The following is a 21,449-nucleotide window of genomic DNA, read 5'->3' as shown; positions in this document are numbered from 1 at the left end:
TTTCCTTTACAGCTTTTTTATATGGGCAGTCCCTTTTTTAAAGAAAACAATTATGTATTTCCTTCACATTTTCTATGATTCAATATCTCTCAGATTCATTTTTTTAATAGATACAAATGAAAACAGCAGACTAACAAATATATAATATATCCCAAGTATGCCAAATACATCGATTATGACAGCAAAAAAGTTTTTGCCTACTATAAAGAATCGCCAAGAGATGGAGCTTATGATGAAAATAATGGGTAACAAGACAAATAAAATAACAAATGAAAATTTCGTTTTCTCGTTCAAATAATCCCTCCTTAACAACAATAAATTCGGCTGTATATTTAGTTTAACATAAACAAATTCTGTTAAAAAAGGAAATAATTTAATAGATTGAGGAATAAAATAATAATGATAACATGATAGTAGTTAAATAAAATAAGGTCAAAGGTAGAGAAAAGAAGTAGCTTGCACAATTATCATTTAGATAAAGGGGAATTCTTTCGTAGTTCAAAAGTGTATGAACCAATGGGTGAAAAGTTAATGAATCACCCTCATCTCGTTCGGAGGCGGTATAATCAAAATAATTTTTTAAAAATAGAGAGTTTGAAAACAGAAATTCCTAAATCACGCGGAATCATCAAAAAGAAAATGGTAGGAGGTCTTATAAGAAGTCCATAATTAATTAAATGATTCATCTGATGGTTAGAAAGGAAAGTCCTTTAAGATGAAAAAAGCCTCTTATTTGAGTACTTTTAATTTCCACTTTGAAGGTGTAATCTTATGGTTAGATTTTTCTACCTTCAAAAGTTGTGATAAATATGCATCCAATTCAAAAACATTATCTTTAATAAAATCTGCTAAACTAATTTTAGAAACCATATGTCCACATCCCATTTAAGAATTATGTCCTATTTAAGACCTTACACCATTTAATAAACAACAGTATTGGCCCCGCCTTCGCCAAATACCATGATAGCCACACTTGCTATCCGCCTGATTTCATTATAAATGAAAACGCTTACATTCTCAAATGAAAATATTCATCAAATTTCGACATGGGGGATAGAACTGAGTTTTGTATTCCAGGTAAAGATTATGGGTTAATAACAGAAGGAGATGTAGGAAACACGATTTATTGAGTTTTCTAGAAATATCGGGTAGCAATCAACAGATTAAAATACAAAAAAGGGTGATTGTAGATGGGGGTTTATGGAAGCTTATAGGTGGTTAATTGTAGAGAATATTTAACCAAATACATATAGGATAATGATATGGACGGATTTGATCTAAATAGAGATCAACCTGCCCCGAATTTACTATTTCTTCGTTTCTAGTTAAGCAAAGTAATTTAATAAAGAGCCACCCAGCAGCTACCATCCTATCTAATATATGATGTCGAAGATAAGGCTTAGCAAATTAGGATGGCTCAGTATAAAATCTAACTGTTTTTGTATTCTGTTAATAAATCAATAAAATTTTGAGCGGTTTTTGAAAGATAATGATTCTTCATCCATATTAAGCCTGCTGATGCAGCTAGCTCAGTATCATTTATTTTGAAACAATGGATATTGTCGTTTTTGCATTGTTTAATTACAGTTTCCGGTACGATAGCAGCTCCAAAGCCAGAGGTAACTAAATCTAATAAAAGGGAGATATCAGAGCACTCGGCAACGATGCGGGGACGAAGTTGCGCCTTCGAAAAAGCTTCCAAAATCATATAATGCACCCCTAGTCCCTCCGTACTCGGTAAAATCAGAGGGTCGTTTTGAATATCAGCGAGGGTAATCTCACGATTAAAAGTTTGTTTTATATTTGAAGTCATATAATAGAAAGGTTCTGAATGAAGATGAATCACTGAAAAATCTTGTAATTCCAGCGGTAATCGTATGATCGCCAGTTCGACTATGCGGTCTCTCACTAATTGACAAAGATGTGATGACTCATTTTGATGAATTTTATAGGTAACTTTAGGATACTTATTTTGAAATTCATGAAGCAATTCACGCAATCCGAATGCTGAGAACGTATTGATGCCAAGCGTCAGTTGTCCACTTACCCCGTTTCCGACTTCACGTACTTCGATTTTCGCCTCCTCCAGTAACTGAGTCATTTGCAGTGCATACTTATATAAAGCTTTTCCTGCTTCCGTTACTTCTAAAAGTTTACCATTTCTTTCAATCAATTGCGTACCAAGCTCATCTTCCATTGCTTTCAGGTGCTGGCTTAGCGGAGGCTGAGAAATATGAAGTTTTTCAGCGGCAGCAGAAATTTTTCTTTCTTCAACAATAGCAATAAAGTATCGCAATTTTCTTATATCCAGCATTAATAAAACACCTTCTTATATTAAAAACTTAAGTAAAATTAATTTTTTTTATATTTTTCATATACTACATTCTAGGATATCATAAATTTAGATGAATAGAAATTTGCTGTAACGCTTTTAAACACTAGCTACAAATTGCAGTGATGCAAAACCGTTCATTTCTATCATCATGGGTGTAAATGATTATTTCACTTTTCAAGGAGTGGTTTTAAATGAGTCACAAAGAATTCATGCAACAAGCAATCGAATTAGCGTACGGTAATACGAAGAACAAAAAAGGAAAGCCATTTGGCGCACTAATCGTTAAAGATGGGAAAGTTGTGGCAAAGGGAGTAAACGATGTTCTTGCAACACATGACCCTACTGCGCATGCTGAACTTCTTGCAATCCGTGAAGCTTGTCGTACTCTTGGCTCATCCGACCTCTCAGATTGCGTATTATACGCAAGCGGGGAGCCATGCCCGATGTGTCTAAGTGCTATTTATTGGGCAAATCTTAGACAAGTGTATTATGCCTATACTGCACAAGAGGAAGAAGGGATTGGGTTAGGAACAAAATATGTTTATGAGCAAATAGCCCTTCCAAAGGAACAGAGAGACATAAAATTATTAAAGCTGGATAAAAGTGGTCCTGATAAAAATCCTTTTGCACTTTGGAAAGAAATGAATGAATAGATTAAATTTTCTACGACTTTGTTACGAAATGAAAAACAGAAAAATCCTATAATACGCTCATTTTTTACAAAATTTTAGAATAGAGGCGAATACATTATGTGGAAGTGGATGATAGCATTTATAGGATGTATTCTCCTGCTCCAGGGTTGTGTCTCTAACTTTAGTGGAGAACCGAATAATCAGGAAAAGGAGAGAGAAATGATGAACGAAGGATTAAATGAACAGCTACTACTAGCAGCAGAGCGCGGTGAGTCAGACAAAATCAATAATCTCATTAAGGAAGGTGCAAATATCAATGCACAAGACGAAAAGGGACGGACCGCTACGTTAATTGCTACCTATAATAATCATGTAGAAACGGCAAACGTACTCATCAAGGCAGGTGCAGATGTGAACTTGCAGGATGAAATGAAAAACAATCCCTTCCTATATGCTGGTGCAGAAGGGTATATAGATATCCTAAAACTTACGATTGAAGCAGGCGCCGATCCGGCAATGACAAACCGTTATGGTGGGACTGCTTTAATTCCTGCCGCAGAGCATGGATACGTGGACGTAATCAAAGAACTTCTCACGCAAACGGATATTGATGTAAATCATGTCAATAATCTTGGATGGACGGCGCTATTAGAAGCGATTATTTTAAATGATGGTAACGAAACGCAACAGCAAACGGTCCAATTATTGATAGATTATGGTGCTGATGTGAATATACCAGACAACGATAATGTAACTCCTTTACAACACGCACGAGCGAAAGGCTTTAAGGAGATTGAAAAAATATTATTAAATGCAGGAGCAAAATAGCCTATGTTGTAGCTGTTATATTTTGATATAACAGCTTTTTTTATTGGACTAAAAGAACGGTTAAATTGAATAAAAAATTTTTGACTGCGGGGTTCATTAAGAAGGTATTCCTACCTTTGCAGTGGAATATTTATTCTAAATGATAATTAGTTCCTAAAAGGAGCTGATTTATTATTGCAATCAATTTTAAATTGCAAAGTCGTGTTTTGGGAGCAGGTGAAAAATAAGATTTTATCAATTTGAATATATATAATAGCTGCTTATCACTGAAATAAATCCTTTTGAGAATTAAGCCCTTTGAGGCTAATTCATTTGATTAGCTGCATTTACATGAGTGAAGATTAAATAGGAGCGGATGACTTATGGCACCGGACACAAAAGTTAAAGAACAAACCATTTTCAATCACAAGGGGAATCAAATTAAGACAGAGGATAGAGATGTTAATATACTAGCCAGGTTTGAGGAACCGCTAATAGTTATTTTAGATAACGTATTAAGCGACGAAGAATGCAATGAGCTAATAAAGATGTCAAAAGATAAAATGGAACGTTCAAAAATTGGAGTTATACGTGAAGTTAATCAAATAAGAACAAGTGATGGGATGTTTTTCCAAGAAAATGAAAATGACACTATTATCAAAATTGAAAAAAGAATATCATCTATAATGAATATTCCAGTTGAACATGGCGATGGTATCCAAATACTCAAATATACCCCGGGGCAAGAGTATAAAGCTCACTTTGATTTTTTTTCATCAACAAATAGAGCAAGTATTAATAATAGAATTAGCACAATCGTAATCTACTTAAATGATGTGGAGCATGGTGGGGAAACTTTTTTTCCAAAACTAAATTTTTCAGTGTCCCCGAAAAAAGGGATGGCTGTTTATTTCGAATACTTCTATAACGACAAAGAATTGAAAGAGCAGACTCTACACGGTGGAGCACCAGTAATAGCAGGAGAAAAATGGGTTGCCACACAATGGATGAGAAGGCAAAGATTAAGATGAAAACCAATGAATATCTCTGTTAATAATTTTAAATATTATTTCTTTTATTAAGGGAAGCATTTCTGAGAATACAAGCTGTCAATAGGGTAGTTATTATGCATCAAACGACGCAATTGAATGAAGAGAGGTATCGTATAGAAGTAGGAGTATATATCTGAATTATCTGTGTAATATAGAATATTTAATTATTGACTTTCTTGTAAATGTCGCGCTATGTTTTCTATCATTAGCCATTCATTTAAAGGTGGACAGGCGTTACTTCATTGCAGAAAATTGCTTTTCTTATGTGACAGATCAGTTTAAAAGAAAAAGGGTGACCTAGTGTAGGTAACCCTTCTTCATATGCTATTCTATTGATATTTATTCTCTTGCAGTTCCATTATATTATTAGAATGAAACGGGGAGTTAATATCTTCATCTACAACACTAAAAGCATTGCCATCCAAGTCAGAAAAGTCAAAGCCTTTCATTCCGTCAAAGTCCTCTATAGCAGTAGTTACAACACCATGATTGTTTAGATATTGGTGTGCTTCTTCAATATTTTGCACAATAAAGTTATAATAGACATTTTTCTTTCTCCCTTTAATCACAAACTCTGAAGGCTGAGGATTTTCTACTTGAACTAATCCCAGTTGAGTTGTACTGCCAGGAAAATAAAATCCTGCACCATCCTCCCAGTGATCAATTATCTTCACACCTAAATTTTTTTGGTACCACTCAGTAGACTTCTCGATATTTGTCACAGGGATAAAAATACTGCCAACCTTAAACATATCTTTCACTCCTTATGATGGATTTTCTGTTTATAACGGATAAAAAGGGATAAAGGTTACAATTTTCAAAAAATGGTATTTGCTGATTCACAAATAACAATTAATAAGCTTAAAGTTAACTGCGTCAAAATGGATTGCAGAAGAGCTTTTTCAAGAACGATTTTAAAAGTATATAAAATTAGAAATAGAGAGCCTGAAAGAGAATTTACATTTTCATTTCTATGTACTATAGCTAAAAACCTTTTTATTGATAAGAAAAGGAAAAATAGGAAGGTAATTGGCGCATCTTTGGAGTGAGGAAACTTGGAAGAACTATTACTTTCATCATTCCCACTGAAACAATCTATCCTAATTCTATTAGACGAAAAAGCCAGTATATTGAGGGTTAGAAGTAGAATATGTTGAAATAAATAATGACGAATTGATAAAAGTACTTACCATAGCAATTAAGGAGTTTAATCCAATAAAATTATTATTCTATTATTGACTATTAATCAATAAAGATTTCCAAGTGAGGGAGACGTCCCAATCAATCTAAATGTTATGTTATTGGTCCTCATACAAATAGATGAGAAAGACTTTCACCATATGGATTGACTGTAAACAAACTGGAAGAGTGGCATGTAGGGACTATTTCGCCCTTTTATCGCGGCTCTTATCGTTCGAATTTCGGCAAATGAAAAAATAATATAGAGCATTCTATTATAGAATGCCCTACCTATTTTGACAAAACAAATTGTTAGAAGTTAAATTATAAAGTCAGTCCACCATCTACTACGACTGTAGTGCCAGTCATATAGCTAGAGGCATCTGATGCAAGAAAGGATAACACATTGGCGATTTCGTCTGGCTCGGAGAATCTGCCCATTCTCATCACACCAACTTCTGCAGGTACATAGCCTGTTGTTTGCATTTCCTTTGTAACACTATCAGTTAGTGGAGTGCGTACACCACCTGGGCAAATGGCATTAACACGGATGCCTTTAGAAACATATTCTAGAGCTGCTCCTTTTGTCAGCCCAACTACTGCGTGCTTGCTGGCAGAATAAACAGCAGCGCTGTGCTCTGAGCGAATGCCAGCAGTGGAAGCAGTATTGATAATATGGCCGTGGCCTTGCTCTTCCATGACTTTGAGCACATACTTCATACCAAGGAAAACACCCTTCGTATTAATATTCATCACACGGTCGTACTCTGCTTCTTCAATATCAGTGAACATTGAGAATTTTTGTACGACACCGGCATTGTTGAAAAATACATCGATCGATCCGAAAGTGTCTACTGCTTTTTGGACATAATTTTCTACATCAGATGCATTCGTCACATTTGCTTTGACAAAAATCGCTTCTGCTCCATTTTCTTTAACTAGTTCTAATGTTTCTAGAGCAATTTGTTCGTTGAAGTCTACAATGACTAAATTGAAATCATCCTTTGCTAATTGAAGTGCCGCTGCACGTCCAATTCCTCCGCCGGCTCCAGTTATAATTGCAGTTTTTTTCTTCATCGACATATCCCCTTTTATTTGATTATTCACAAGGTTCTATTAGACACCTTGTCTAATTAGATGATAATATACAAGAAAAAAAGTAGGTAATAAGAAGCTCTTATTTTTGAGATGATAGACATATATATCGTTTATGTTGAGGATGGAGATTGAATGAATAAGAAAGACCCGAGAGTACAACAAACTTTTGAAATGCTTCAAGGTGGATTTACAAGCTTAATTCAAGCAATGCCACTTGAACAAATCACAATAAAAAAACTCACTGAAGCTTCGCTAATTAATCGGACGACCTTTTATTTGCATTTTTCTGATTTACAAGATTTTATTTTGCAATATTGTGAAACTATATTTACTAAATGGACTGAGATTTCCAATCATGCCGTACCCACCCCATTGCATCGCTCCTTAGATGAAACTTATCCCGGGCTAGTAAATTTATTAGAACATATTAAACAGGAAAAAATCATGTATTCCTGTTTATTGGTGGAACATCGTTTACCGCAGTTTACAATCCAGCTCAATGAATGGATGAAAAAGTATACGAATCAAGGATTTGGAGTGATTCAACCAGCCCCTCATTTTGATGACTATGAACGGGAAGTTCGCGAAGTTCATATTTTGAGCGGAACAATTGGGGCCATCATATGGTGGGTAAAGCACAGCTTTCCAATTACTTCACAAAGACTTGCGAGGAATTAACAAAAATTGCTGCTAAAGGTCCTTTCTATGTTAGTGATAAAAGCAGCGGATCAACTAAATAAGAAACACAATTGCAATAAGTATGAAAGAAAGAGTCTATTATTTAATGCAGTTTTAGGATTCAATAAATGTGGAAGCATTCCTGTAAGAAATGAAAACAAAAATGTAGTTTAAAAATAGCGTTTATTAGCCGCTCTTTATAGGACTTATATTGAGCTTAGTTTATGGTGATTTTTAATTATCACGTAAATAACTTGATTTTTAGGGGATAATATCCTTGAGGTGGTTTGAGTGATTAAGAAGATATTATTAGGCATGTTTATCATCACTTTACTTTCAAAGACCGTTGCTGCTGAAACGAATCAATATGTGGAAGTTTTTGATATTAAAAATGACAAAGTAATTATGCAAGTGAATGCAGATATTGTATTGCAGCAAGAAGCAAAGAAATTTCTTGAAGGAATTACCGGGGTTTATGTGAAATTTAACCCTATTCCGAAAGAAGGGTATATGATAAAAGTTCCTCTAGAACCTAGTATAATGGTGGAAAATCAATGGTTCAACGACCTTGTAAACGAAGTAATCATAATTTTTACAAGTGAAGAGGAGCCATATATTATGATTTTTGATGATGAAAACAGAGCGCATTTCCTGACATCTGAAGGTGATTTAGTCCAATTATTGCTATTAGTAAACTTCAATAGGTAGAAAAGTTATCAGTATATCCATGTTTTTTGGTTTGACTGTAGCGCAGGTTCAATTATTTATACTTTAGTTATTTGACCTCCTCATTTGTCCGTGTGTAAAACTTACATTGAAAATTACAGCAATTAAAAACAAAAAGCATAAATTGATGAGTCGGTTCATCCAGTGTACTCCATCGAATAGATCAAGAAACCCATGTATGACAACAGCAATAATAAAAAAGTGCAAAAGTATGTTTTTCATAACTGCCCCTTTCTAATATTTAATTGAAAATATTATTAACAGAATTATCAATTTAATCATACAACAAATTGCAAATTACAGCAATTTCATATTCTTGATATGTAAAAATAGGGTATTGAAAAATTGGTTACAACTTAAAGTTGATACACCTACATGTGAACTTTATTTGCCCCGACATGGTTTATGTGAATGACACTATCATACGAATGGCTGTATAGTGTAAGAAGGCTAGAATTAGTTTAAGGAGGTGGGAGCAATATGACCAAACCAATGGTTAAACTAAGTGAATATGATTCGAAATGGGAGATACAATTTCAATATGAGAAAAAGAGAATCACCGATGTATTAGCAGCAAAAGTTGTTGGCATTGAACATATTGGCAGCACTTCCATAGGTGGGTTAGTATCAAAACCTATCATCGATATCATAATAGGTGTGGAAGATTTAAATGATGCACCTACTTTAGTGAGTCCATTAAGAAAAATTGAATATGAATATGTCCCTAAACCTGAACTTGTTAGTAGAAGGTTTTTCAGAAAAGGATTTTGGGGACAAGGCACTTGTCATTTGCATGTCTGTGAATATCAAAGCAATGAGTGAAAAGAGAAATTATTATTTCGTGATTATCTAAGATCACACCGTGAAGCAGCTGAAGTATATAGCCTATTAAAACAAAAACTTGCTTCAAAATATCAGTTTGATAGACAAACCTACACAAAGAAAAAAGAACCGTTTATAAAGTATATTATCGAAAAAGCAAGCAGGGAAATCTATACTACATAAACATTGATAATTCAACTGCGATTCTTATTGAAGGATCGTTTTTTTTATCGAAATGGTGGAAGATTAGAAAAAAATGAAGGTGTTATTTGGAAAGTTATTGAAATAGTAACTAATTGCAATGAATATCGTTTTTTATCGTTATGAAAACGAATAATCGATATTGATGATTTTAGCTACACATGAACGTAGGAGTGAACTTAAAAGATGAGATGTTTTTTTGCGATAACATTTATTATAGTAGGGGCTTTTTTGTTTTCTTTAACTATTGATCAGATGGGGGAAACAGTTCATTTAATGATGAAAAGCATAGGGTTTATATGTTTTTTCATTGCTGTTTTCATTATAAAGGGCAAGTCTGAAAAATAATAGATTTTCGCAACTATCTGGGTATGAGAAGGGATGTTTATCTTTTACATGATGAAAACTTTCATATATATGGTGAGACACGCTGACGCACTTAAAGATGGAAATGAAAGAACGAGAGGGTTAACAGAAAAAGGAAAACTAGATGTAGAGTGTATAACCGAAATATTGCAAGGAGAGGGGATTGACACAGTTATTTCAAGTCCGTATGACCGTTCAATTCTGAGTGTACAGCCACTAGCAAGACAAATAAATCAAAAAATTTTAGTATTTGAAGATCTTAAAGAGAGAATGTTTACTTCAGATGACAAACGTATATCTGATAATGAATTATATCCCTTACTAACAAAGTCGTTCGCTGATCCAAACTTTGCGCTAACGGGAGGGGAGTCTAATGCTGACTGCCAAGAACGTGCGATAAATGTGTTAAAAGAATGCTTAAACACCTATCGAGGCCGGAAGGTAGTAATAGGCACACACGGAGCTGTTATGACTTTGATGATGGGGTACTATGACAATAAATATGATTTGGACTTTTTACTTACTACATCCAAACCTGACATATACAGAATGGAATTCAGTGGACATGAATTGGTGGATGTAAAAGGATTATGGAAATTTTCATAGAGTAACTTTTTCACTTAGAGCTTTTTAAAAAAAGTTTAAGTAGAACGATGACTTCTATGAAATTATTTTTGATTGTAGGTCAATATTAAATTAAGTGACTAAAGGAGATGATTTTAATGGGAAAAGTAACACCTTTCTTAATGTTTCAAGATGGTATAGCAGAAGAAGCGATGAATCATTACATATCAATTATTGACGGTTCAGAAATTACAAGTATTGTCCGTTATGGAGCAAATGAATCCGGGGATGAAGGAACTGTTATGCAGGCGACTTTTACTTTAAAAGGGCAAGAATTTATGTGCATTGATAGTAATGTAAAGCATCAGTTTACTTTTACGCCTTCATTCTCAATTTTTATTACTTGTGACACTGAAGAAGAACTTAACAATCTTTATCAGAAACTTATCGAGGATGGACAAGCGCTTATGCCAATCGGTGATTATGGTTTCAGTCAGAGGTTTGGTTGGGTAAATGATCGCTTTGGCGTATCGTGGCAACTAAATCTTCCTTTTTAAAAAGTTAAAACAGCCTATTACGTCAACCAATTTTTATGTTAATTAGAATAGATAATGTGCTGGTAATGTACAGAAAAAGCGATTTCTCAAATTGAAGAATCGCTTTTTCTTATGTCTCAAATAGGTGGTGTTAGTAGAATAAGTAAACTAAAAGAGGCTTTATCTATGGCGTCTTTTTACAAAATGATGAGTCGACACAACTATCAAACTATTACGGTTTAACAGGCACACATATCTCACAAAAAGGAGCATTAATCACATTGCACTTTTATTTCTAATTTGGGCAATTGTAATAGCAGTAGTTTTATTAAAAACAAGAAGATGATTAGTATTTTCTCATTTGTTTTTGCTGTTATTGGTTTCACGTTTAGTTTATATTTTCAAACAATGGCATATTGGGGATTAAGCGTATCATTATTAATGGAATGGTATTGGTTAGGAGCTTTTCTAGCTTACTTCTTTTCTTTATTGTCCCTTTTCTTGAATTACATAAAAGCCAAGAGAGCAAATAAGAAAAAATTAGATATTGCATTAATAATATTGAGTTCATTCTTAATTTGTGCAACAGTTATTTGGACATCATTTATCATCATTGCTTGGCAGTCAGGTATGTGAGGTGTATAGAAGTAAAATCGATTGCTGTGAACACCTTATTAAGGATGAAATAATCCCCTTATTTTATTTCATCTATTTAGTCGTGGTGTTAGATCATAAAATGAACAAAAAACATCCACCTAATCAAAAAGTGGATGCTTTTTCGCTGTTTTCTTCTACTGAAAAACTAACCATGACGTGCCCAAGACTCTATTAAATCCCATTTATTATGAATGGTCTATAGCATTCTCGCAACTACTCATTTTGTAACATTATTTTTTTCTAGCTCTTTAAGCAGCAAGTCAACCGCTTCTGGGCTTAAGATTAATTTTCCATCAGCTAATACGAGATTATCATCCCGAATTTCGCCAGTTATCATACAAGCTTCTCTGTGATCAAATTTTTTCAAAATAATTTTATCTTGTTCAACAAAGATTTCTAATGGATCACGTTCTTTAATATCGTTAACCCTTCTAATTTCTCTAGGAATGACTATCCGTCCTAATTCGTCTACTTTTCTAACAATACCTGTACTTTTCATGAATGAATCCTCCTTTGATACTTAATTAAACCATACGAAAATTAAAAAGTTTAGAATTGACTATTCTAAATGAACTGCTTACTTGTTTAATCACCATTAGCAAAGAGGCGCTATATAGATTTTTTGGTTTGTTATTATGAGCTGAATGCCCTTATTTCATTACACTGACGAAGCTTAAGGGGAAAATTTGAAGCCTAATAATAGTAAGATGATGTACCATTAGTCTGGCAGGAATTATTTATTTGCATAAAGAATATTTCTTAAACAATTAGTATGATTAACTTCAAAGGATGTGAAAAAATGTATTTATATAAGGGCATTACTGGGACAGTCTTACATAATGAAAAGATGCCAGCTGAAATTGATTACAAGCAATTTAAGAGCATTATTTATGCGGTTATTATCAGCGATGGGGGCAGAGTAAAACAAATACAAAAAGCAAGCTATCCAAGGAATTTTCATTGCGCATTAGTGGAATGGGAAGGCAGCGATTTTTATATTTTTTTAAATAAATTCTGTCCACTTTTGGCATGTGCAACGTCATATAGTATGCAAGGGATACATTTTATCGATTGCCCAGTTCTACAGTTATTCAGGCCATATTATACTGTCCTTGCACTTGAATTTTTAAATCGGCCAGTCATTATCAATCACAAAAGAGGCGGGAAGATCGTTATCAATGCTGACCACAATTTGAGTGAGATTGAACTGGAAAATATTAATTATTGGCAACCCGGCAGGATAGGAGAAATTATTTATAATGAATGGGATTAAGCTGTTTGTTAAACAATTCCCTTTATAAGGAATAAAGACGGAGGAATATAATGAGGAAGTTTGTCATAACTCTGCTTATATTATCAGTATGCTTAATTGCTGCATGTTCACCGGAAACAACTGATGAAGAAAAACGAAAGGTTGGCAACGTTCTATTAACAGTTTTCCCTGATCCTAATCTTGCAGCAGGCAAACCTTATGGCTATCTTTTTCATTTCACGGAAGCTTTTACAAAATATAAAGGAAAAAGGTTAGCAATTAACGCATATCATCATGAAACGGGTGAGCAAATTAAGCCGGTTGCATCAGAAATAATAATAGAACCACCACCAGGGTACTCAAGTTTAGAGCGTTACACGACAACTTTTGAAGTACCATATAGTGGTTTTTGGCGGTATGAAGTCACTCTGGATGGTGAGTTTTATGCAGAGGTAGCCGTATTTGTTGGGGAGAAAAAAATGGATAAGTCTATTATTGAAATGGTGAGAATAGATTAACTTTTAAATGAAATTTTCAATTAGACAATTTCCGGCTCCACCCTAATCATATCGATGATGAACTTTCGGAAGATGCCCGCTGATTCACGTCATAAGCTGCTCTTATTCCCGATTCTACGGCACCTTCGATCCAGCCTGGAAAGGAGGATGTGTGCTCGCCTGCAAAGTAAAGTCTTCCTTCAGCCTGATGAATATAACGGCCAAAATCGGACTGCTGGCCTGGTGTAAACAATGTAAAACAGCCTGCAGAATAAGGGTTTTTACTTGCCATATATTTTCGCTAAAGTTTTAAGCGTGTAACATCTCACCATTATTCAAGCTGCTCTATAACAAAGAACCGTGTCCCCAGCAATAGCATGCCAAAATAACGCCTGAACCATTACTTCCGATATTGTGGCTAAGGATGTAACTAAAACGTGTCGGATAATCAGTTATTGCGTTTCCTAGTTTGAAATTCTTGTTTGAATTCTATCCCAATTTTCACAGAAGGAATATTTTGCAGTTTACGAATAACTTGCATTTTACGAAAAGAAATAGATTCATAAGGCTCAATATCGATGAATTGCAAGGCTGGTTGAAAGGAATCGAAACCACTGCATGGTCTCCGTCAAAATTTTTTAATTGGAATTATTTGACGATTTTCTTTCAATTGCATATAATTATATTACGAATAAATTTATATTTTTATTCGTAATATAATTATACAAGGAGTTTATTATCATGCCAAAAGGTCCAAAGGGATTTTCCGAACTTGAAAAGTCGGTAATTAAAGAAAAATTACGCAAAGAGTGTGAAAAAAGTTGGGCAGTACATGGGTACAAGAAAACAAACGTGGGAGAATTATGTGAAAAAGTAGGTATATCAATTGGTACATTTTACATGTGCTTTTCATCAAAAGAGGCGCTTTTCTTGGAAACACTTGAGACCTTACAAAATAACTTAATGGCATTTATGGAAGAGACGATTGCAAAGGAGCCAACTAAGGATGGTTTTGCAAAAGCAATAAAGCTCCTATATCAAGAGTATGCAAGAAACATTTTTCTATATAACGCAACAAGTCCAGACTTTTTAGCGTTTTTGAATAAGCTCCCGCAGGAAAATGTGTTGAAGCTTAAGTTTGATAATGAGGAATTTTTCCGCAAAAATATTGAAAGTGCTGGATTAAAATTATTAGTATCGGATGCACAGGCCTTTTCAGTTATTAGCGCATTGCTGTCAATTCTTAATGTGCAGGATGTAATGAGGCACAACCATATCGAAGTTTTCAACTTTATGCTAGACAACCTGATTGATCAACTTTTTGAATAGCGATAAAAGCGGTCTAGAAATGGGGAGAGGTTTTGAAGAGAAAACTTTTAATGATAGGGGTAATTATTTTGGTTATTGGTATTTCTGTTAATATAGTTAATAATGGTAATAAAGTATATGAGAACGATCTGGAAAATGTAGATAAACTAATGGTTGACGCTGATATTACTAATATACTTTTTGTAGAAGGTGACGATTCGCTCAATTTGAAATACACGAGCGCAAAATATTCTTTTTGGAATCCGAAGATTCATATTGCTTACAACGATAATCAAGCAGTCATCGAGGTGAAATCTGTTCCAAACAAATGGATGTATTTAGTACCTGGTTCAAATAGGAGAGGGGACCTGATTGTGAGTATCCCTCCTAATTTAGTTAATCAGATAGTGCTGACAACAAAAAATGGCAATATAAATGTTAAAAATATACGCAAAGGCAAATCTTTATCTCTCCATTCTAATGCTGGAAATATATATGTAGATTCTTATCAAGGAGAGAAATTGGAGATTAAAGGAAAAGTCGGATCAATTAATTTAGGAAGTATTGATGCGGCAGTTGATATTAGCAATCAAGCTGGAAATTTAAACAGCTTGATTTTAACGAATATAAAAGGCAAGAACAATATTAAATTGTCAAATGGCAAAGTTGCCCTAACCTTACCGGCTTCAATCGACATGAGTAAATTAGGACTCAACATTTATACAAAAAACGGTAAAATAAATGCAGTGAGCAACAGATTTTTACAAGAGAAAATAATGAAAAATGGGCCAGGTGAAAAAATGACGAACAATTCAGCGGCAGAAAATGAACTGAATATATCAGTTTCTGTCGGCAGCATAAATATTAAGTGAGGTTAGATGTTTTATAAAATAATCGCATAGTTAATAGGAAACGTATCATCTTTCTGTTAAAATAAATAATTAAAATGGATAAATTTTGTGGAGTGAAAAGGTTGAATAAAGGTAGACTTGGTTATAACGATGAAAATCGTTTTGGTGAATCATTGCCGGAACAAATTGCAAAGCATATATTTGAGAAAATTATGAAGGGAGATTTATTGCCGGGGGATAAGATTGTAGAGGAACATGTTTCTTCAGAACTTAATACAAGTCGAGCGCCGGTAAGAGAGGCACTCTATTTACTGCAAGTAGATAATATTGTAGAGAGGATTCCGCGAAAGGGAACAATCGTCAAGTCATTTACAAATGTAGAAATTAGAGAATATACAGAGGTAATGGTCGGTCTTATTCAAATGGCACTGGATCTGTCTAAAGGGAAATGGACGTTGGACAATCAGGAAAGCTTAGATGTTAAATTAGAAAAAATGAGAGAAGTATTTGAAGCGGATGAACTGCTCATTTATCAGCAAAAATCTACAGACCTAACAAGTTTTTTATTCGAGGTCGCTGAAAATAAGGCATTGTCAAAATTCTATTATGAAGCACTTTATATTCTGACTGTTTTTGCTGAGGTTAAATGGACAATAGATACGATGCGTTTTTTTCATCCAAGAATGCAAGCGTTAGTAAAATGCATTAAAGAAAATAAATTGGAGCAAGCAAAGAAAATTGTACCAGATTTATTATATAATACATTGGATTGAGTAGAAAGGAGCGGTCCTTTCTACTCAATCTATATTGTCGACAATCTACAATTATATGCTATAATATATTTGCATTATATGAAACAAAGGGAGGAAATAACGATGAGTTTTTCAGGTAAAGTAGTTTTAATTACGGGTGCTGCGGGCGGAATTGGAATTGCGGCAGCAAAAGCATTTGCAAAAGAGGGGGCTAAACTAGCACTTGTTGATTTATCGAAAGATGCGTTAGAACAAGCTGCACGTTCAATAAATGCAGAGGATATTTTATTATTGTCTGCAGATGTTTCAAAAGAACAGGGTGTCAAAAATTATGTCGAAGATACGAAAAATGCATTTGGACAAATTGATGTCTTTATTAATAATGCTGGTATAAATGGCGATTTTGCTAATTTAGACGAACAAACGGAAAAGAACTTTAATGCAGTATTCGGTGTAAATGTATTAGGTGCATTCTTCGGTTTAAAATATGTATTGCCAATTATGAAAGAGCAAAGAAGCGGGGCCGTTGTTAATACTGCTTCAAATGGCGGATTACTAGGTGCACCGGGTATGGGGCTGTATGTCGCGTCAAAACATGCCGTTCTAGGACTTAATAAGACTGCTGCATTAGAGGTAGCAGATTTTGGTGTGCGTGTAAATGCAGTCGCTCCATCTGGAGTTGATACTCAAATGATGAGATCAATTGAAACAAATGCGATGCCTGCAAAAGAAGTAGAAGCAAGAACGGCATTTGAAAGCAGCGTACCAATGAAAAGATATGCGACTGCAGAAGAGATTGCTGATCTAATGGTCTTTTTATCTTCTGATAAAGCATCATTTATTTCCGGCTCTTATTACAGAATTGATGGCGGTCAAGGAGCTACTTCGGTCTAATAAATAAATAGGAAGCATAATACAGCTTAGGGGGAAAACTGATGATTAATTTAGATGGGAAAACGGTTGTCGTAACAGGCGGAGCTTCAGGTATCGGCTTAGCGACAGTGAATGCATTCATCGACAAAGGTTCGAAAGTGGTACTAGCCGATTTCAATGAACAAGCTGGCAAAACGATAGAACAGCAGTTTAAAAACGAAGGAAAAGAAGTTAAATTTGTTAAAGTTGATGTTTCCGATGAACAATCTATTAAAAATATGGTCGCTGAAACAGTCAATGCATTTGGACAAATAGATATTTTAGTAAACAATGCTGGATTTGGCTCAATGAGCCCTACTCATGAACGTTCTTATGAAGACTATCTTAAAATTGTTAATGTAAATCAGGGCGGAGTATTTTTAGGCTCAAAATACGCAATAACTGAAATGCTTAAAACAGGCGGAGGTTCAATCATCAACACTGCTTCTATTTTAGGTTATGTCGCTCAAGCCGGCGCTTTACCTTATAATGCAGCAAAAGGTGCCGTAGTCACTATGACTAAATCGCTTGCTGTTGAATACGCTGACAAAAACATCAGAGTAAATGCAGTGGCACCAGGATTTATTGAATCAGGAGCCGTTAACAAAGAAGCACTAGGCGATTTCTATGATGGATTAGTCGATAAGCATCCAATCGGCAGACTCGGCCGTCCAGAAGAGATCGCACATGCTATTATTTTCTTAGCTGAAAATGAATTTATTACAGGAACTACGGTTACTGTAGATGGCGGTTATACAGCAATCTAATAAGATAGAGAATACGAAGTACATCACTTGGATAAGTGGTGTACTTTTTTTCTTGTGTTAAAATTAGCCAAAATTATAGAGAGATTATTTGATAAGTCTTATACCTCAAAGAGTAATTGCCTTGCAAGATTTTTACTTGCTTGATGAGTAGTATGTAATTATATGTAAATAATGAAAGGGGTCAACCATGACACTTTAAACTCTATAGAGGGTTTGAATATTTTTTTTTGCGGTGACCGGACTTACCTGAAGCCTAGGATAACAAAAAGTGGTATCAAAATGTGAAATGAAACCAAAAATCCGAGCGAAGCCACTATTTTAAGCCATGCACTAAACTTTCTTTACTTTTTTCGAATTAAATCCCCTTTATGTGATCACACACTTAATTTTCGCTGGTGAATTCGATAATTTTTTATTGTTTTTCGATAAAAAATTATTGAAATTTCAATCTGGATGATTTAATATATACTTAATCATCTTGAATCCGGATTATCGATGTTTGTGCAGTTATTTTTCGCTTTTATTATTTGTATTTATTTTAATGCTATCTTAATTAGTAAGAAGCCTGCATAGATTATTAAAGGAGTATCAATTATGTTAAAAAAATATTTATTAAGTGTGTTCCCTATCGTTTTAGGAATAGCTTGCCTTACAATTCATGCAACAAACAGCTCTATCTCACAAGATGAGTTTTTAGTGGAACCATTTTTCTTTTTAGTGCCGATCAGTTATTTGTTATTCACTATCGGGATTGTTTCGATATTGCTGGTGACAGTTAGAAGGAGGAAACAACGGTAATATAAATAATAAAGGACCATACCTCACTAGGGAATGGTCCTTTATTTTGTTATTTTTCATGTGCTAATAATATTTTATTAACTTCAGCAATATACTTATTGGCCTCACTAGATAATTTTAAGTCATTTTTCTTAATCCAGCCAAATCTAAAAGTTGTGTCCATAAAGTCTGGCGTTTGTATTGATTTCATTTTTTTAGAAGGAAAACTAGGATCAAAGAAGGAAGACACATCATGCCCTATAGTCACTGCCCCAAGCTCAGCTACGGCTCTAATGATGACCTCTATATTTGATGTTTTTAAGAAGACATCTATAGGACCATAAATTTTTTGAAAGTTAGAAATGTATTCCTCAACATACTCATCTTTATATAAAACAAAAATTTGATCTTTTAATAATTCTATGGAAATTGGCTCGGAGTGTTTTAAGCTGTATAATTTTAGCTCACCTTCAATTATTGGCGAGAAATCAAGGCCGTTCACCAAATCAATATTTGCTTTATTGAGAGCAATAAAGCCGATATCAATTAAATCATTTTTTACATCCTCAATAATTTCAATGCTTCCTTTTTCATTCACTTCAATTCTTAAGTTTGAATGCTTATTTTTAAATGACAAATAAGTATTTAATATCGGACTCGTTAATCCAGGAATTGTAGATATTGAAAGGAAATCATTTAATTTTATTTGGTTGTGTGCTTCTTCTTTAACTTGATAAATGGCACATAAGGCATTTTGAGCTTTTTCAATGATTTTATCTCCTTCTTTTGTAGTAACAGCTCCTGTTTTAGTACGATCAAAAATTTTTATATTAAGTTCCGATTCTAATTTGGTTATAGCTTGACTGATTGCAGACTGTGAAATATTTAATGTTTTTGAGGCTTTTGCAAGTGACTTAACTTTCGCCACTTCAACGATATACATCAATTGTTCTATGTTCATGAAAAATCATCCTTAAGTAAAAGTTAATACAACATTAATTATATTAACTTTTATTAAAATAGTCAAAATGATATATTAATACTATAGTAATAGAAAAAGGGGATGAAGATATGAAGGCAGCAGTTTGGCATGGGATAAAAGACTTGCGTGTAGAAGAAGTAAACGAACCAAAAGTAGCTTCAAATCAAATAAAAGTCAAAGTAGAATGGGCAGGAATTTGTGGTAGTGATTTACATGCTTACTTACACGGATTATCTATGAATGCGCATCCGATTACAGGAGAAAAGCCGCCATTCGCACTTGGTCATGAATTTTCAGGCACCATTGTTGAGGTTGGTGAAGGGATAACTCGTCATCAAATTGGTGAGAGAGTTGCCATTGAACCACTCATTTATTGTGGAGATTGTTATGCTTGTAAAAGAGGGTTTTATAATCAATGCAGCCAAGTAGGTTTTGTTGGACTAAATCGCAATGGTGGTTTTGCCGAATATGCGATTGTAGATGAAAATATGGTTCACGTTCTTCCTGATAATGTATCATTTGAAGAGGGAGCTTTAGTAGAACCGACTGCAGTTTCTTTTTATGCAGTAAGAGAAAGTAAATTAAAAGCAGGAGACTCAGTTGCTATATTCGGAGCAGGACCAATTGGGCTTTTAACATTATTATCTGCAAAAGCAGCTGGGGCCACACAAATTATCGTAGTTGACTTGTCTGAAGAACGATTAAAAAAGGCAAAAGAATTAGGAGCTACAACGATTATCGAAGGTAATCGAGATGATATTGTAGATACGATACTCAACCTAACAAACGGTGGAGTAAGTGTTGCATATGAGTGTGCAGGAGTCCAGCCTACGATGACAAATGCAGTTGCTTCTGTAAAACAAGGCGGACAAGTAATGGCGATTGCAGTATTCACAAAGCCAGTAAGTATCGATATGGGTCAGGTTATGTTTAAGGCAGCTAATGTAACATCAACATTAGCTTACCGTCACGTTTTTCCTGAAGTTATTGACATGATCTCAACTGGTAGACTTGACGTTACAAAAGTAATTACGAAAAATATTGAACTGACTGATATAGTCGAAGAAGGATTTAATCAACTAACAAACGATGTTAAGCAAGCAAAAATATTGGTTAGACCATAATTTATTTTTCTTTCTATCGAGCAGCACAAGGAAAGACCCATTTAGCATAATAATGCGATGGGTCTTGTTATTTTTACAGAGTATGTATTAAATTGTCTAATTGCTCTTTTAATTTTCCTATACGCACAAAGCGGTTTTCTCTAATCAGTTCCTTTTCGCCCTTTATAAAAAGTAAGGAGGGGACAGTAAATACTAAAAATCTTCCGGCCACTTCCTCAACGATTTCTGCGTCAACATGCCCTAAGTGAATGAACGGGTATTGTTCCAACAATTGTTGAATTTTTGGCTTGAGGGCATGGCAAACAGTGCAGTCTTGCCTAGAAATATAGATGAATTTCAATTCATGATTGTTTAAAAAATCATCAACCATTTGTATAGTAGTTAATTCAGTAAATTCTCTCATTATTTTCTCCTTTTTTTAATGAGTTTAAAGCTACTATACAATAATTAAACTTAATTCTAAATTATTAACTCCCTTGTATTTAATATTAACAGAAAGTGAAATGATAACCCCTTAGACGATTATAAAGTGCTTTTCGATTTTCGCTTCATTTCCAAAAAGTATAGAAAGAGC

Annotated in this window: 26 protein-coding genes and 1 pseudogene; 18 read left to right on the top strand and 9 right to left on the bottom strand. The window is 34.2% G+C overall.

The window, feature by feature from the left end; all coding sequences use genetic code 11:
• Positions 1-72: 72 nt before the first annotated feature.
• The 3 genes from CWS20_RS27305 to CWS20_RS27300 form a co-directional block, all read right to left on the bottom strand.
• On the bottom strand, positions 73-294 hold the full coding sequence (locus tag CWS20_RS27305; protein WP_066199208.1) for a hypothetical protein: 222 nt from the start codon (positions 292-294) through the stop codon (positions 73-75).
• Positions 295-729: 435 nt separating this feature from the next.
• Entirely contained in the window at positions 730-870 is a 141-nt protein-coding gene (locus CWS20_RS28305) for a hypothetical protein (protein WP_157090547.1), read from the bottom strand.
• 559 nt (positions 871-1,429) lie between these two features.
• On the bottom strand, positions 1,430-2,311 hold the full coding sequence (locus CWS20_RS27300; RefSeq protein ID WP_066201747.1) for a LysR family transcriptional regulator: 882 nt from the start codon (positions 2,309-2,311) through the stop codon (positions 1,430-1,432).
• Between the two features lie 215 nt (positions 2,312-2,526).
• On the opposite strand from CWS20_RS27300, the gene CWS20_RS27295 reads away from it, so the two are divergent.
• The 3 genes from CWS20_RS27295 (at position 2,527) to CWS20_RS27285 (ending at position 4,805) form a co-directional block, all read left to right on the top strand.
• Positions 2,527-2,988, top strand: coding sequence for a nucleoside deaminase (locus tag CWS20_RS27295; protein WP_066199205.1), 462 nt, complete (start codon positions 2,527-2,529; stop codon positions 2,986-2,988).
• Between the two features lie 96 nt (positions 2,989-3,084).
• On the top strand, positions 3,085-3,795 hold the full coding sequence (locus CWS20_RS27290) for an ankyrin repeat domain-containing protein (RefSeq protein ID WP_083957422.1): 711 nt from the start codon (positions 3,085-3,087) through the stop codon (positions 3,793-3,795).
• A 362-nt stretch (positions 3,796-4,157) separates the two neighbouring features.
• On the top strand, positions 4,158-4,805 hold the full coding sequence (locus CWS20_RS27285) for a 2OG-Fe(II) oxygenase (RefSeq protein ID WP_066199201.1): 648 nt from the start codon (positions 4,158-4,160) through the stop codon (positions 4,803-4,805).
• Between the two features lie 350 nt (positions 4,806-5,155).
• Here CWS20_RS27285 and CWS20_RS27280 read toward each other — a convergent pair whose 3' ends face one another.
• Both CWS20_RS27280 and CWS20_RS27270 read right to left on the bottom strand, forming a co-directional pair.
• Positions 5,156-5,578: a VOC family protein gene (locus CWS20_RS27280; protein ID WP_066199198.1), complete on the bottom strand. Its 423-nt coding sequence runs from the start codon at positions 5,576-5,578 to the stop codon at positions 5,156-5,158.
• A gap of 751 nt (positions 5,579-6,329) precedes the next feature.
• The gene (locus CWS20_RS27270; protein ID WP_066199194.1) at positions 6,330-7,088 is read right to left on the bottom strand and encodes an SDR family NAD(P)-dependent oxidoreductase; all 759 of its coding nucleotides are present in this window, start codon (positions 7,086-7,088) and stop codon (positions 6,330-6,332) included.
• A 147-nt stretch (positions 7,089-7,235) separates the two neighbouring features.
• Between CWS20_RS27270 and CWS20_RS27265 the strand changes: the two genes are divergently transcribed.
• The 6 genes and pseudogenes from CWS20_RS27265 to CWS20_RS29395 all read left to right on the top strand — a co-directional run bounded on the left by CWS20_RS27265 (position 7,236) and on the right by CWS20_RS29395 (position 11,632).
• Positions 7,236-7,781: a TetR-like C-terminal domain-containing protein gene (locus CWS20_RS27265; RefSeq protein ID WP_066199191.1), complete on the top strand. Its 546-nt coding sequence runs from the start codon at positions 7,236-7,238 to the stop codon at positions 7,779-7,781.
• 291 nt (positions 7,782-8,072) lie between these two features.
• A complete protein-coding gene (locus tag CWS20_RS27260; protein WP_066199188.1) occupies positions 8,073-8,489 on the top strand; it encodes a hypothetical protein in 417 nt (138 codons plus the stop codon).
• A gap of 498 nt (positions 8,490-8,987) precedes the next feature.
• Positions 8,988-9,512, top strand: a pseudogene (locus tag CWS20_RS28900) (GrpB family protein).
• A 417-nt stretch (positions 9,513-9,929) separates the two neighbouring features.
• Positions 9,930-10,502, top strand: a complete 573-nt coding sequence (locus tag CWS20_RS27245) for a histidine phosphatase family protein (protein ID WP_066201744.1) — start codon at positions 9,930-9,932, stop codon at positions 10,500-10,502.
• A gap of 116 nt (positions 10,503-10,618) precedes the next feature.
• Positions 10,619-11,017, top strand: coding sequence for a VOC family protein (locus CWS20_RS27240; protein WP_066199186.1), 399 nt, complete (start codon positions 10,619-10,621; stop codon positions 11,015-11,017).
• Between the two features lie 321 nt (positions 11,018-11,338).
• A complete protein-coding gene (locus CWS20_RS29395) occupies positions 11,339-11,632 on the top strand; it encodes a DUF3902 family protein (RefSeq protein WP_066201741.1) in 294 nt (97 codons plus the stop codon).
• A gap of 238 nt (positions 11,633-11,870) precedes the next feature.
• Here the strand turns inward: CWS20_RS29395 and CWS20_RS27230 are convergent, their stop codons facing one another.
• The gene (locus tag CWS20_RS27230) at positions 11,871-12,152 is read right to left on the bottom strand and encodes an AbrB/MazE/SpoVT family DNA-binding domain-containing protein (protein ID WP_066199182.1); all 282 of its coding nucleotides are present in this window, start codon (positions 12,150-12,152) and stop codon (positions 11,871-11,873) included.
• A gap of 300 nt (positions 12,153-12,452) precedes the next feature.
• On the opposite strand from CWS20_RS27230, the gene CWS20_RS27225 reads away from it, so the two are divergent.
• Positions 12,453-12,926 carry a hypothetical protein gene (locus CWS20_RS27225; RefSeq protein WP_066199180.1) on the top strand — a complete coding sequence of 158 codons (474 nt, stop codon included), beginning with the start codon at positions 12,453-12,455 and terminating at the stop codon, positions 12,924-12,926.
• Between the two features lie 50 nt (positions 12,927-12,976).
• A complete protein-coding gene (locus CWS20_RS27220) occupies positions 12,977-13,423 on the top strand; it encodes a hypothetical protein (protein WP_066199176.1) in 447 nt (148 codons plus the stop codon).
• Positions 13,424-13,469: 46 nt separating this feature from the next.
• On the opposite strand, the gene CWS20_RS27215 is transcribed toward CWS20_RS27220, so the two are convergent.
• Positions 13,470-13,694: an FAD-dependent oxidoreductase gene (locus CWS20_RS27215; RefSeq protein ID WP_066199174.1), complete on the bottom strand. Its 225-nt coding sequence runs from the start codon at positions 13,692-13,694 to the stop codon at positions 13,470-13,472.
• Between the two features lie 449 nt (positions 13,695-14,143).
• Between CWS20_RS27215 and CWS20_RS27210 the strand changes: the two genes are divergently transcribed.
• From CWS20_RS27210 to CWS20_RS27185, 6 genes are all read left to right on the top strand, one after another.
• The gene (locus CWS20_RS27210) at positions 14,144-14,731 is read left to right on the top strand and encodes a TetR/AcrR family transcriptional regulator (protein WP_066199171.1); all 588 of its coding nucleotides are present in this window, start codon (positions 14,144-14,146) and stop codon (positions 14,729-14,731) included.
• Between the two features lie 68 nt (positions 14,732-14,799).
• Positions 14,800-15,582, top strand: coding sequence for a DUF4097 family beta strand repeat-containing protein (locus CWS20_RS27205; RefSeq protein WP_066199169.1), 783 nt, complete (start codon positions 14,800-14,802; stop codon positions 15,580-15,582).
• A gap of 101 nt (positions 15,583-15,683) precedes the next feature.
• Positions 15,684-16,334, top strand: a complete 651-nt coding sequence (locus tag CWS20_RS27200) for a GntR family transcriptional regulator (protein ID WP_066199167.1) — start codon at positions 15,684-15,686, stop codon at positions 16,332-16,334.
• Between the two features lie 102 nt (positions 16,335-16,436).
• Positions 16,437-17,207: an SDR family NAD(P)-dependent oxidoreductase gene (locus tag CWS20_RS27195; protein WP_066199164.1), complete on the top strand. Its 771-nt coding sequence runs from the start codon at positions 16,437-16,439 to the stop codon at positions 17,205-17,207.
• 41 nt (positions 17,208-17,248) lie between these two features.
• Positions 17,249-17,992: an SDR family NAD(P)-dependent oxidoreductase gene (locus tag CWS20_RS27190; protein WP_180321520.1), complete on the top strand. Its 744-nt coding sequence runs from the start codon at positions 17,249-17,251 to the stop codon at positions 17,990-17,992.
• A gap of 594 nt (positions 17,993-18,586) precedes the next feature.
• Positions 18,587-18,790, top strand: a complete 204-nt coding sequence (locus CWS20_RS27185) for a DUF3955 domain-containing protein (protein WP_066199162.1) — start codon at positions 18,587-18,589, stop codon at positions 18,788-18,790.
• A gap of 49 nt (positions 18,791-18,839) precedes the next feature.
• Here CWS20_RS27185 and CWS20_RS27180 read toward each other — a convergent pair whose 3' ends face one another.
• Complete coding sequence (locus CWS20_RS27180; RefSeq protein WP_066199160.1) at positions 18,840-19,730, bottom strand: LysR family transcriptional regulator; 891 nt, start codon at positions 19,728-19,730, stop codon at positions 18,840-18,842.
• 110 nt (positions 19,731-19,840) lie between these two features.
• Between CWS20_RS27180 and CWS20_RS27175 the strand changes: the two genes are divergently transcribed.
• Positions 19,841-20,875: a 2,3-butanediol dehydrogenase gene (locus tag CWS20_RS27175; protein ID WP_066199156.1), complete on the top strand. Its 1,035-nt coding sequence runs from the start codon at positions 19,841-19,843 to the stop codon at positions 20,873-20,875.
• A 73-nt stretch (positions 20,876-20,948) separates the two neighbouring features.
• Here the strand turns inward: CWS20_RS27175 and CWS20_RS27170 are convergent, their stop codons facing one another.
• The gene (locus CWS20_RS27170) at positions 20,949-21,278 is read right to left on the bottom strand and encodes a thioredoxin family protein (protein ID WP_066199154.1); all 330 of its coding nucleotides are present in this window, start codon (positions 21,276-21,278) and stop codon (positions 20,949-20,951) included.
• Positions 21,279-21,449 lie beyond the last annotated feature (171 nt).

It is taken from the genome of Cytobacillus horneckiae (assembly GCF_002835735.1).
GTDB lineage: Bacteria > Bacillota > Bacilli > Bacillales > Cytobacillaceae > Cytobacillus > Cytobacillus horneckiae.
Note: the sequence above shows the minus strand (reverse complement) of the source record. Positions and strands in the feature narration are given on the sequence as shown.

Coding starts and splice junctions, on each gene's coding strand:
- CWS20_RS27230 (WP_066199182.1), bottom strand. CDS start 12,152: ATGAAAAGTACAGGTATTGTTAGAAAAGTAGACGAATTAGGACGGATA.
- CWS20_RS27195 (WP_066199164.1), top strand. CDS start 16,437: ATGAGTTTTTCAGGTAAAGTAGTTTTAATTACGGGTGCTGCGGGCGGA.
- CWS20_RS27170 (WP_066199154.1), bottom strand. CDS start 21,278: ATGAGAGAATTTACTGAATTAACTACTATACAAATGGTTGATGATTTT.
- CWS20_RS27290 (WP_083957422.1), top strand. CDS start 3,085: ATGTGGAAGTGGATGATAGCATTTATAGGATGTATTCTCCTGCTCCAG.
- CWS20_RS27215 (WP_066199174.1), bottom strand. CDS start 13,694: ATGGCAAGTAAAAACCCTTATTCTGCAGGCTGTTTTACATTGTTTACA.
- CWS20_RS27280 (WP_066199198.1), bottom strand. CDS start 5,578: ATGTTTAAGGTTGGCAGTATTTTTATCCCTGTGACAAATATCGAGAAG.
- CWS20_RS27190 (WP_180321520.1), top strand. CDS start 17,249: ATGATTAATTTAGATGGGAAAACGGTTGTCGTAACAGGCGGAGCTTCA.
- CWS20_RS27210 (WP_066199171.1), top strand. CDS start 14,144: ATGCCAAAAGGTCCAAAGGGATTTTCCGAACTTGAAAAGTCGGTAATT.
- CWS20_RS27185 (WP_066199162.1), top strand. CDS start 18,587: ATGTTAAAAAAATATTTATTAAGTGTGTTCCCTATCGTTTTAGGAATA.
- CWS20_RS27180 (WP_066199160.1), bottom strand. CDS start 19,730: ATGAACATAGAACAATTGATGTATATCGTTGAAGTGGCGAAAGTTAAG.
- CWS20_RS28305 (WP_157090547.1), bottom strand. CDS start 870: ATGGTTTCTAAAATTAGTTTAGCAGATTTTATTAAAGATAATGTTTTT.
- CWS20_RS29395 (WP_066201741.1), top strand. CDS start 11,339: ATGATTAGTATTTTCTCATTTGTTTTTGCTGTTATTGGTTTCACGTTT.
- CWS20_RS27270 (WP_066199194.1), bottom strand. CDS start 7,088: ATGTCGATGAAGAAAAAAACTGCAATTATAACTGGAGCCGGCGGAGGA.
- CWS20_RS27245 (WP_066201744.1), top strand. CDS start 9,930: ATGAAAACTTTCATATATATGGTGAGACACGCTGACGCACTTAAAGAT.
- CWS20_RS27225 (WP_066199180.1), top strand. CDS start 12,453: ATGTATTTATATAAGGGCATTACTGGGACAGTCTTACATAATGAAAAG.
- CWS20_RS27220 (WP_066199176.1), top strand. CDS start 12,977: ATGAGGAAGTTTGTCATAACTCTGCTTATATTATCAGTATGCTTAATT.
- CWS20_RS27240 (WP_066199186.1), top strand. CDS start 10,619: ATGGGAAAAGTAACACCTTTCTTAATGTTTCAAGATGGTATAGCAGAA.
- CWS20_RS27285 (WP_066199201.1), top strand. CDS start 4,158: ATGGCACCGGACACAAAAGTTAAAGAACAAACCATTTTCAATCACAAG.
- CWS20_RS27175 (WP_066199156.1), top strand. CDS start 19,841: ATGAAGGCAGCAGTTTGGCATGGGATAAAAGACTTGCGTGTAGAAGAA.
- CWS20_RS27265 (WP_066199191.1), top strand. CDS start 7,236: ATGAATAAGAAAGACCCGAGAGTACAACAAACTTTTGAAATGCTTCAA.
- CWS20_RS27295 (WP_066199205.1), top strand. CDS start 2,527: ATGAGTCACAAAGAATTCATGCAACAAGCAATCGAATTAGCGTACGGT.